This is a genomic window from Kitasatospora putterlickiae (assembly GCF_039527695.1).
GTDB classification, from domain to species: Bacteria; Actinomycetota; Actinomycetes; order Streptomycetales; family Streptomycetaceae; genus Kitasatospora; species Kitasatospora putterlickiae.
This window is the reverse complement of the sequence record NZ_BAAAKJ010000176.1, coordinates 18,186-28,010: the sequence shown is the minus strand read 5'-3', so window position 1 is coordinate 28,010 and position 9,825 is coordinate 18,186. Positions and strand designations below refer to the sequence as shown.

General features: G+C 73.5%; 11 protein-coding genes and 1 pseudogene. 4 read left to right on the top strand and 8 right to left on the bottom strand.

Translation table 11 applies throughout. From position 1 onward, the window contains the following. The 6 genes from ABD308_RS17850 to ABD308_RS17825 form a co-directional block, all read right to left on the bottom strand. Positions 1–417 (bottom strand): phosphoadenosine phosphosulfate reductase domain-containing protein (locus ABD308_RS17850; protein WP_344335527.1); only part of this gene is annotated, 417 nt, incomplete at its 3' end. Beyond that, on the bottom strand, positions 414–995 hold the full coding sequence (cysC, locus tag ABD308_RS17845; RefSeq protein WP_344335549.1) for an adenylyl-sulfate kinase: 582 nt from the start codon (positions 993–995) through the stop codon (positions 414–416). The genes cysC and ABD308_RS17850, both read right to left, overlap by 4 nt. Before the next feature lie 61 nt (positions 996–1,056). Next, entirely contained in the window at positions 1,057–1,758 is a 702-nt protein-coding gene (locus ABD308_RS17840) for a phosphoadenylyl-sulfate reductase (RefSeq protein WP_344335524.1), read from the bottom strand. Next, positions 1,739–1,918 (bottom strand): hypothetical protein, encoded by a 180-nt coding sequence (locus ABD308_RS17835; RefSeq protein ID WP_344335521.1) that lies wholly within the window; start codon positions 1,916–1,918, stop codon positions 1,739–1,741. The genes ABD308_RS17840 and ABD308_RS17835 overlap by 20 nt, the downstream gene beginning before the upstream one ends. A gap of 36 nt (positions 1,919–1,954) precedes the next feature. Continuing rightward, positions 1,955–3,679, bottom strand: a complete 1,725-nt coding sequence (locus tag ABD308_RS17830) for a nitrite/sulfite reductase (protein WP_344335519.1) — start codon at positions 3,677–3,679, stop codon at positions 1,955–1,957. 200 nt (positions 3,680–3,879) lie between these two features. After that, positions 3,880–3,963, bottom strand: a complete 84-nt coding sequence (locus ABD308_RS17825) for a putative leader peptide (protein ID WP_310593185.1) — start codon at positions 3,961–3,963, stop codon at positions 3,880–3,882. A gap of 188 nt (positions 3,964–4,151) precedes the next feature. Between ABD308_RS17825 and ABD308_RS17820 the strand changes: the two genes are divergently transcribed. Both ABD308_RS17820 and rsgA read left to right on the top strand, forming a co-directional pair. Then, on the top strand, positions 4,152–5,447 hold the full coding sequence (locus tag ABD308_RS17820) for a YihY/virulence factor BrkB family protein (protein ID WP_344335516.1): 1,296 nt from the start codon (positions 4,152–4,154) through the stop codon (positions 5,445–5,447). 289 nt (positions 5,448–5,736) lie between these two features. Further along, positions 5,737–6,867: a ribosome small subunit-dependent GTPase A gene (gene rsgA / locus ABD308_RS17815; protein WP_344335513.1), complete on the top strand. Its 1,131-nt coding sequence runs from the start codon at positions 5,737–5,739 to the stop codon at positions 6,865–6,867. Between the two features lie 47 nt (positions 6,868–6,914). Here rsgA and ABD308_RS17810 read toward each other — a convergent pair whose 3' ends face one another. Then, positions 6,915–7,370, bottom strand: a complete 456-nt coding sequence (locus tag ABD308_RS17810) for an ASCH domain-containing protein (RefSeq protein ID WP_344335512.1) — start codon at positions 7,368–7,370, stop codon at positions 6,915–6,917. Positions 7,371–7,468: 98 nt separating this feature from the next. On the opposite strand from ABD308_RS17810, the gene ABD308_RS17805 reads away from it, so the two are divergent. Both ABD308_RS17805 and ABD308_RS17800 read left to right on the top strand, forming a co-directional pair. Next, on the top strand, positions 7,469–9,100 hold the full coding sequence (locus ABD308_RS17805) for a DNA-3-methyladenine glycosylase 2 family protein (protein ID WP_344335510.1): 1,632 nt from the start codon (positions 7,469–7,471) through the stop codon (positions 9,098–9,100). Continuing rightward, on the top strand, positions 9,097–9,609 hold the full coding sequence (locus ABD308_RS17800; RefSeq protein WP_344335509.1) for a methylated-DNA--[protein]-cysteine S-methyltransferase: 513 nt from the start codon (positions 9,097–9,099) through the stop codon (positions 9,607–9,609). The genes ABD308_RS17805 and ABD308_RS17800 overlap by 4 nt, the downstream gene beginning before the upstream one ends. Before the next feature lie 29 nt (positions 9,610–9,638). Here ABD308_RS17800 and ABD308_RS17795 read toward each other — a convergent pair. Beyond that, positions 9,639–9,825, bottom strand: a pseudogene (locus ABD308_RS17795) (GNAT family N-acetyltransferase); the annotation flags it as partial.

Sequence of the window (9,825 nt, the reverse complement as noted above, 5' to 3'; positions counted from 1 at the left end):
GTCGAAGCGGCCCTTCTCGATGGCGTCGAGCAGCGGGACGGTCTGCAGCGGGTTGCGGGTGCCGTCGGGGCGCTCGCGCAGCACGCCGCGGTCGATGAAGTCCTGCACCGAGGCGACGTGCAGCCGCAGGTTGTGCCGGGCCGCCACGCGGTCGCGGTAGTCGATGACCTCGGGGAAGTTGTGGCCGGTGTCGACGTGCAGCAGCGAGAAGGGGATGGCGGCCGGCCAGAAGGCCTTGAGCGCCAGGTGCAGCATGACGATGGAGTCCTTGCCGCCGGAGAAGAGGATCACCGGGCGCTCGAACTCCCCCGCGACCTCGCGGAAGATGTGCACCGACTCGGCCTCCAGCGCGTCCAGGTGGGACAGCGCGAAGGGGGTGTCGTCGGTGTGGAGCAGGCTGTCGGTCGCGGTGGTCATGCCAGGCCCCTCTCGGTCAGGAAGGCGTGCAGCTCGGCGGCGGACTCGGTGACCGCGCGGCCCTGGGTCTGCAGCCGCAGTTCCGGGTGCTCGGGCGCCTCGTAGGGGTCGTCGACGCCGGTGAGGCCGGAGATCTCGCCGGCCGCCTGCTTCGCGTACAACCCCTTGACGTCGCGTTCGGCGCACAGCTCCACCGGGGTGGCGACGTGGATCTCCAGGAACCCGGTGCCGTTGGCGGCGTGCCGCTCGCGCACGGCGGCCCGGGAGTCGGCGAACGGGGCGATCACCGGGGCGAGCACCTTGACGCCGTTGGCGGCGAGCTTCTCGGCGACGAAGCCGATCCGGGTGACGTTGGTGTGCCGGTCCTCGCGGCTGAAGCCGAGGCCCTTGGAGAGGAACTCGCGGATCTCGTCGCCGTCCAGGACCTCGACCTTGTGGCCCTCGGCGCGCAGCCGCTCGGCCAGGGCGAAGGCGAGCGTGGTCTTGCCCGCGCTCGGCAGCCCGGTCAGCCACACGGTGGCGCCGCGCTCGCAGGGGCCGGCCGCGGGGGCCGCCTCTGCGGCTCCGGCGGCGGCCAGGGTGTCGGCTGTGGTCACGTTGCAGTCCTTAGAACGGGAGGGTGTTGACGGTCGGTCGGGTCTAGAGGTGGATGCCGCACTCGGTCTTGCCGGAGCCGGACCAGCGGCCGGCCCGGGCGTCCTCGCCCTCGCCCGGCTTGCGGGTGCAGGAGAGCGGGGAGCAGCCGACCGAGGTGTAGCCCTCCCACAGCAGCGGGTTGAGCAGCACGCCGTTGGCGTTGACGTAGGCGTCCACGTCGTCCTGCGTCCAGCGGGCGATCGGGGCGATCTTGACCTTGCGGCGCCGGGCGTCCCAGGCGACCACCGGGGTGTTCGCGCGGGTCGGGGACTCGTCGCGGCGCAGCCCGGTGGCCCAGGCGTCGTAGCCGCCGAGGCCGCGGTTCAGCGGCTCGACCTTCCGCAGCGAGCAGCACAGGTCCGGGTCGCGGTCGTGCAGCCGCGGCCCGTGCTGGGCGTCCTGCTCGGCGACGGTCAGCGCCGGGGTGAGCGTGATGACGTTGACCGGCATGGTCGCGGCCACCGCGTCCCGGGTGCCGATGGTCTCCGGGAAGTGGTAGCCGGTGTCCAGGAAGACGACGTCCACGCCGGGGAAGACCGAGGAGGCCAGGTGGGCGACGACCGCGTCCTCCATGGAGGAGGTGACGCAGAAGCGCTTGCCGAAGGTGTCGGCGGCCCAGCGCAGGATCTCCTGCGCGGTGGCCTCCTCCAGCTCCCGGCCGGCCCGGGTGGCCAGCTCCTCGTGGTCAGTCGTCGTTCCGGTCATTCCGATTACCCCCGTTGGTCGGTGACAGCAGGCCGAGGAACTTCAACTGGAAGCCCCGGCGGCACCCGTGGCATTCCCAGGCGCCGTGTCCGGCCTCCGACGGGCGGAGGTCCTCGTCCCCGCAGTACGGGCAGTAGAAGGGGGCGGCACGCTCACTCATGCGGCCCCACCTCGCCGCGCTCGGCGGTCCGCTCGTTCACGACAGCTGCTCCTCGTCGGCCCGGGCCGCCCACTGGGCGAAGCGCTCGCCCTCGGCGCGGTCCTCCCGGTACCGGGTCAGCACCCGCTCGACGTAGTCGGGCAGGCCCTCGCTGGTGACCTTGAGGCCGCGGACCTTGCGGCCGAAGCCGGCCTCCAGGCCGAGCGCGCCGCCCAGGTGCACCTGGTAGCCCTCGACCTGGTTGCCCTGCTCGTCCGTCACCAGCTGGCCCTTGAGACCGATGTCCGCGACCTGGATGCGGGCGCAGGCGTTCGGGCAGCCGTTGATGTTGATGGTCAGCGGCTCGTCGAAGTCGGGCAGCCGCTTCTCCATCTCGTCGATGAGGGTGCGGCCGCGCTCCTTGGTCTCGACGATGGCGAGCTTGCAGTACTCGATGCCAGTGCAGGCCATGGTGCCGCGGCGGAACGGCGAGGGGGTGACCCGCAGGTCCAGCGCCTCCAGGCCGGCCACCAGCGACTCCACCTGGTCCTCGGCGACGTCGAGGACGATCATCTTCTGCTCGGCGGTGGTGCGCAGCCGGTCGCTGCCGTGCGCCTCGGCGAGGTCGGCGATCCTCCCGAGCAGCCGGCCGTCGACCCGGCCGACCCGCGGCGCGAAGCCGACGTAGTAGTTGCCGTCCTTCTGCCGGTGCACGCCGACGTGGTCGCGCCAGCGGCCGCTGGGCTCCTGCGGGGCGGGGCCGTCGACCAGCTTGTACTTGAGGTACTCGTCCTCCAGCACCTGACGGAACTTCTCGGTGCCCCAGTCGGCGACCAGGAACTTCAGCCGGGCGCGGTTGCGCAGCCGGCGGTAGCCGTAGTCGCGGAAGATGCCGATGACGCCGCCGAAGACGTCGGCGACCTCGTCCAGCGGGACCCAGGCGCCGAGCCGGACGCCGAGCTTCGGGTTGGTGGACAGGCCGCCGCCGACCCAGAGGTCGAAGCCGGGGCCGTGCTCGGGGTGGACCACGCCGACGAAGGCGATGTCGTTGATCTCGTGCGCGACGTCCAGCAGCGGGGAGCCGGAGACGGCGGACTTGAACTTGCGCGGCAGGTTGGAGAAGTCCTTGTTGCCGATGAAGCGGCGGTGGATCTCCTCGACGGCGGGGGTGCCGTCGATGATCTCGTCCTCGGCGATGCCGGCCACCGGGGAGCCGAGGATGACGCGCGGGGTGTCGCCGCAGGCCTCGGTGGTGGACAGGCCGACGGCCTCCAGCTTCTGCCAGATCGCCGGGACGTCCTCGATCCTGATCCAGTGGTACTGGACGTTCTGACGGTCGGTCAGGTCGGCGGTGTTGCGGCCGTACTGCTCGGAGACCTCGGCGATGGCGCGCAGCTGGGCGACCGTCAGCCGGCCGCCGTCGATCCGGACGCGGAGCATGAAGTACTCGGCGTCGAGCTCGTGCGGGTCCAGGATCGCGGTCTTGCCGCCGTCGATGCCCTCCTTGCGCTGGGTGTACAGACCCCACCAGCGCATCCGGCCGCGCAGGTCGGCCGGGTCGATCGAGTCGAAGCCCCGGTGCGCGTAGATCGTCTCAATGCGTGTCCGCACATTGAGACCGTCGTCGTCCTTCTTGAACTGCTCGTTGGCGTTCAGAGGAGTGAAGTGGCCCATGCCCCACTGGCCCTCGCCGCGGTGACGGGTCACCTTGCGAGCGGCGGCGGGGCGGCGCGCGGGCGCGCTGTCGGCCGTGGGCTCGGCGGTCTCGGGGGTGGTGGCCATGGTGAAGTCCTTCGGGGCAGGTGGCTCTGACGCCGGGTTGGTCACTGGGCGTGCTCGGCGGTGCTGTACTGCTGTGACCTGCGGATTCATCAGGACCGGAGGGGCAGTCGCGGCGGGCCGGGCGGGCGCCCGCGCATCCGCTTCAGTGGGGATGGCGGGGGAGGTGGCGCCGGGTGCGGTGGAAGACGGCGGGGGCGGGCTCAGGTCACCGGACAGATGGCGCTGGACACGCGAAGGAGATCGACGTGAAGTCGACCTACTAGGGTGGTTCCGGCGCTCGGCATGGCAAGAGATTCGCACGGCGCACGACTCGCGGTCCACTAACGTCCGTATTCTGGATGCCGTGGTTTCGGATCGTGAGATGCCGGAGCATTCCCGCCGCTCCCGCCGATCGGGGCCCCGCGGGCCGTCCACGCGACGCCCTGACCCCGGGAGACCGGCCGACCGGTCGTGGCCCGATACCGTTAGCCCTGTGCAAGCAGCAGGCGAGACGATCCGACCGAACCCCGAGCGGCCCTCCCGTCGTCGGGGCAAGGGCTCCCGGCGGGCGACCAAGCAGGTCACCTGGCGGAGCACCGCCTGGGCCCTGGTCAAGGACACCACCAACACCTGCGTCGAGTACCGGGTCACCGGCCTCGCGGCGGAGGCGGCGTTCTTCACCCTCCTCTCCATCCCGCCGCTGCTGCTCTGCCTGGCGGGCACGCTCGGCTACCTGGACGACTTCCTCGGCGCCGGCACCATCGAGAAGCTGAAGGCCGACATCGTCAAGGCGGCCGGCACGGTCCTCTCGGACACCTCCATCACCCAGGTCGTCCAGCCGCTGCTCAAGCAGGTGTTCGACCAGACCCGGCCCGACCTGGTCTCGATCGGCTTCCTGCTGTCGCTGTGGTCCGGATCCCGGGCGCTCTACATCTTCATCGACACCATCACCGTCATGTACGGACTGGACGGCAAGCGCGGCATCGTCAAGACCCGGACGATGTCGCTCGGCCTCTACCTCGGCGCGCTGGTGATCGGATCGCTGGTGCTGCCGGTGCTGATGGCCGGGCCCGAACTGGTGACCAACGCCGTGCCGGAGAGCGCCGGGCTGCTCAACGCCGTCTACTGGCCGTTCGCGATCCTGCTGCTGATCGTCTCGCTGACCACCCTCTACCACCTGGCGGTGCCGGTCTCCACGCCCTGGCGCGAGGACATCCCCGGCGCCCTGGTCGCCCTGGTGGTGCTGGTCTTCTGCAGCGTGGCGCTCCGCCTCTACCTGGTCAGCTCGATCGAGGGCCACTCGGTGTACGGCTCGCTGGCCGCGCCGGTGGCCGTACTGCTGTGGATCTTCGTGGTGGCGCTCGCGGTGCTCATCGGCGCCGCCATGAACGCGGCCATAGACCGCCGCTGGCCCACCCTGGAGACCGCCGACGCCCGCGCCGAGGTCGAGCGCGCGCACGAGGAGGCGGCCGCCGCGGTGGTCCGCGAGGTGGCCGCCCGGCGCGCCGTCGAGCGGGCCCGGCGGGCGCGCGAGCTGGGCCTCGCCGAGGGCGGCGAGGAGGAGTACTGGGAGGACGACGGCGAGGACCTCGACGTGCCCTCCGAGTACCCCGAGCGGTGGGCCGACGTGCTGGCCGCCGACAACGTCCGCGGCCGTCTCACCGCCCGCGGCGGAGGCCCGCACCACCGCCCCGCCCCGCCGCCGCCGGACAGCGACCGCCCGACCGCCCCGCCCCCCGAGTACCCGACGCCGACCCGCCCGCCGCGCCCGCCGTGGGACCGGCGCTGAGCGTCCTGGCCGAGCGTCACCAGCGGCACGGGGGAAACGCGCAGGTGGAAAACCTGTTGGCAGGGTGGGGCCGGGCCGCTAGCGTGTGAGCGTCCGGTTCGGGCGGCGTCGGTGCCGCGCCGAGGAGAGAAAGCAGGAGGTGAGCCCCGTGACCACGACTGTCATGACGGCTGCCCTGGGCAGCGCCCGCGTCCACCTCTCCCTGCCGGCCGCCGGCTGACGTAGCCCCTTCGCGCACGCAGCCGCAGCAGCCCGGCGGGATCACTTTCCTCCCGAAGGGCCCACCGCGTTGTTCAACGCAGCCTCCGACAACCGCAACAACCTCAGCAACCTCAACGACTCCGCGGCCTCGCCGCTGGCCGGCTACGGCTGGACGGCCGAGCTCGACGAGCTGTTCGCGCCGTTCGCAATGGCCGGGCTGGTCGCGGCCCGGATCGTCCGGGTCGACCGCGGCCAGTGCGACGCCGTGCTCGCCGATCCCGAGACCGGTGAGCCGCGCACCGTCCGCGCCGACACCCGCCAGGTCGGCGACGCCGACATGATCAACTGCCCGTGCACCGGGGACTGGGCCGCCGTCGACCTCTCGGCGGGGCTGCCCATGCCCGCGGTCGTGGCGCTGCTGCCGCGCTCCACCGCGATCATCCGCAAGGTCGCGGGCAAGCGCTCCGACGGCCAGGTGCTCGCCGCCAACGTCGACACCGTGGTGGTCGCCGCCTCGCTCGCCGCCGAGCCCGACCTCGGGCGGATCGAGCGCTTCCTCGCCCTCGCCTGGGAGTCCGGCGCCGAGCCGCTGGTCGCGCTCACCAAGGCCGACCTGGTCAACGACGCCGACTTCATCCGGGCCGAGGTCGAGGCCGCCGCGCCCGGCGTCACCGTGCTGGTGGTCAGCGCCGAGACCGGGGAGGGGATGGACGTGCTGCGCGCCTGCACGCCCGGCACCACCGCCGTGCTCGGGCAGTCCGGCGTCGGCAAGTCCACCCTGACCAACGCGCTCGCCGGGGCCGAGGTGATGGCCGTCCAGGAGGCCCGCTCCGGCGACCAGAAGGGCCGGCACACCACGACCGCCCGGGAACTCGTGCCGCTGCCCGGCGGCGGGGTGCTGATCGACACCCCCGGCCTGCGCGAGGTCGGCCTCTACGGTGGCGAGGGCGTGGCGCTCGCCTTCGCCGACATCGAGGCGCTGGCCGAGGGGTGCCGCTTCCATGACTGCCACCACGACAGCGAGCCCGGCTGCGCGGTGCGGGCCGCGCTCGCGGACGGCTCGCTGCCGGAGCGCCGGATGGAGAGCTACCGCAAGCTCCAGCGGGAGAACGACTGGATCGCCTCCCGTTCGGACGCGCGGCTGGCCTCGGCCCGGCTGAAGAAGTGGAAGACCATCACCAAGACGATGCGGGCAGCGGGTGGTCCCGTGAAGCGGTGACGACCGGGNNNNGGGGCGCCCCCGCCGCCGGACGGACCGCCCCTGCGTCAGCGGAGGTCGGCGACCAGCCGGAAGCGCTCCAGGACGACGGCCGTGGTGTCGTCGACCGTGAACGCCGGGTCGCCGAGCGCCTCGCGCAGTTCCGCGCCGTGCCAGAACCGCTCGTGCCCGGCCCGCCACTCGGCGACCGACGTGTATCCCTCGCCCTCGTCGAGGGCGTGCCGCAGGTCGACCTCGCCGAGCGGGACGACCCGGACCTCCGTGGTCTCGGTCACCGCGACGACCCGCCCGTCCGAGTCGACCACCGCCCCGCGGGTGCCGACCCGCGGCAGCGGCTCGCCCTCCCGCTGGTACTCGGCGAGCAGACCGGTGGTGCTGGTCTTGGCGCCGGACAGCACGGCGCCGACCAGCTGGTCCCGCAGCGGCCCGGGGAAGGCGAACTCCTCGACCCGCAGGGCGGTCACCCGCGGGTCGTCCGCACCGGTGTAGGGCTGTTCGGACACGGGATCTCCTGGGACGCGGGGGCGGGGCCGTGCGCAGGCTATCCGGCCGGCCGGTGCCGGGGCGCGCGATTTTTCCGTCCGCCCGGCCCATGACGCCCATGTCCGATTCCCGCCAGTCGAGACCCGTCGGGTGCCGCAGACTGGACAACGTGATCGACGACGACATCCGGTACCGCGCCGTGGACAGCCGGGACGCCCGCTTCGACGGCGTCTTCTTCACGGCCGTCACCTCGACCGGCATCTACTGCCGGCCGAGCTGCCCGGCCGTGACCCCGAAGCGCGTCAACTGCACCTTCTACCCCAGCGCCGCCGCCGCGCAGAACGCCGGCTTCCGGGCCTGCCGCCGCTGCCGCCCCGACTCCGTCCCCGGCTCGCCCGAGTGGAACCACCGGGCCGACCTGGTCGGCCGGGCCATGCGGCTGATCGGCGACGGCGTGGTGGACCGCGAGGGCGTGGCCGGTCTGGCCCACCGCCTCGGGTACAGCTCCCGCCAGCTCCAGCGCCAGCTCACCGCCGAACTCGGCGCCGGCCCGATCGCGCTCGCCCGCGCCCGCCGCGCCCAGACCGCCCGGCTGCTGCTCCAGACCACCGAGCTGCCGGTCACCGACATCGCCTTCGCCGCCGGCTTCGCCTCGGTGCGGCAGTTCAACGACACCGTCCGCGAGGTCTACGACCGCACGCCCAGCGGGCTGCGCGCCGAGGTCGCGGCCGGCCGCCGCACCGCCACCCCCGCCGGCGGCCTCGCGCTGCGGCTCGCCTACCGGGGCGCCCTGGACAGCGACCACCTCATCGACTTCCTCGCCCTGCGCGCCGTCCCCGGCGTGGAGGAGGTCGTGGCGGGACCGCGCCCCGGCGTGCGCACCTACCGCCGCACGCTGGCGCTCCCGTACGGCCACGGCATCGCCGAGGTCGACGGCCTCGCCCCCGGCGATCCCGCCGACCGCGGCTGGCTCGACTGCCGGCTGCTGCTCACCGACCTGCGCGACCTGCCGACCTCCGTCCAGCGCCTGCGCGTGCTGTTCGACCTGGACGCCGACCCGCTCGCGGTCGACGATCAGCTCGGCGCCGACCCGCTGCTCGGCCCGCTCGTCCGGGCCCGCCCCGGGCTGCGCTCGCCGGGCCACGTCGACCCGCACGAACTGGCCGTGCGCGCCGTCCTCGGCCAGCAGATCACCGTCGGCGCGGCCCGCACCCTGGCCGGCCGGCTCGCCGAGAAGTACGGCACCGCGCTGCCCGAACCCAACGGCGGCCTGCGGCTGCTCTTCCCGACCGCCGCCGCCCTGGCGACCGCCGACCCGGAGGACTTCGCGATGCCGGCCGCCCGGCGCCGTGCCCTCACCGGCCTGTGCGCCGCCCTCGCCGAGGGCGTCGTCCGGCTCGACGGCGGCGTCGACCGGGGGGAGGCGGCCGCGCGGCTGCTCGCCCTGCCCGGCATCGGCCCGTGGACCGTCGGCTACCTGCGGATGCGCGCCCTCGCCGACCCCGACGTCTTCCTCCCGAGCGACATCGGCGTCAAGCACGGACTGCTCCGGCTCGGCGCTCCGGGGGACCCGAAGTCCGCCGCCCTCGCGGCCGAGGCCTGGGCCCCTTGGCGCTCCTACGCCGTGCACCGCCTCTGGGCGGGCCCGGCCGCAGACCTCAGTACCGGGATGCCCAGTACCGGAACACCCAGTACCGGGACGCCCAGCACTGGAACGCTTAGCATCGGAACGGAGACCACCGCAGCATGAGCACCACCGTCTTCACCTACATGGAGAGCCCGTTCGGCCGGCTGATGCTCAGCGGCATCGTCCCGGACGGCGGCGGCCCGGCCGGACTGGCCACCGTCACCGCCCCCGGCCAGCGGTACGCGCTCGCCGAGCCCGCCGACGACTGGGTGTACGACCCGGAGGCGCTCGGTGAGCCGGTCACCCAGCTCACCGAGTACTTCGCGGGCAAGCGGACCGGCTTCGACCTGACGCTCGCCCCGGTCGGCACCGAGTTCCGCCGCCGGGTCTGGGCCGCCCTCGACAAGATCCCCTACGGCGAGACCGTCACCTACGGGCAGCTCGCCGACCTGGCCGGCGAGTCCCCGCGCGCGGTGCGCGCGGTGGGCGGCGCGGTCGGCGCCAACCCCCTGCTGATCATCCGCCCCTGCCACCGGGTGCTCGGCGCCAACGGCACGCTCACCGGCTTCGCGGCCGGCGTCGAGCGCAAGCGCTGGCTGCTCGACCTGGAGGGCGGCGCCTCGCTGTTCTGAGCGCCCGCCGTGGCGCTGGGAGCTCCCGGTCAGCCGGCCGGGAGCGCCCGAAGGTCCACCCGCCAGTCGTTGCTGCGCATCCAGCGCCCGGGCGGGAACTCGAAGTCGGTCTCGCCGAGCAGGGTGAAGCCGGCCCGGCGGCAGACGGCGTTGGAGGCCGGATTGCCGACCGAGGGGAAGGCGTGCAGGTACCGGTGGCGGGCGGCGCGGGCGGCG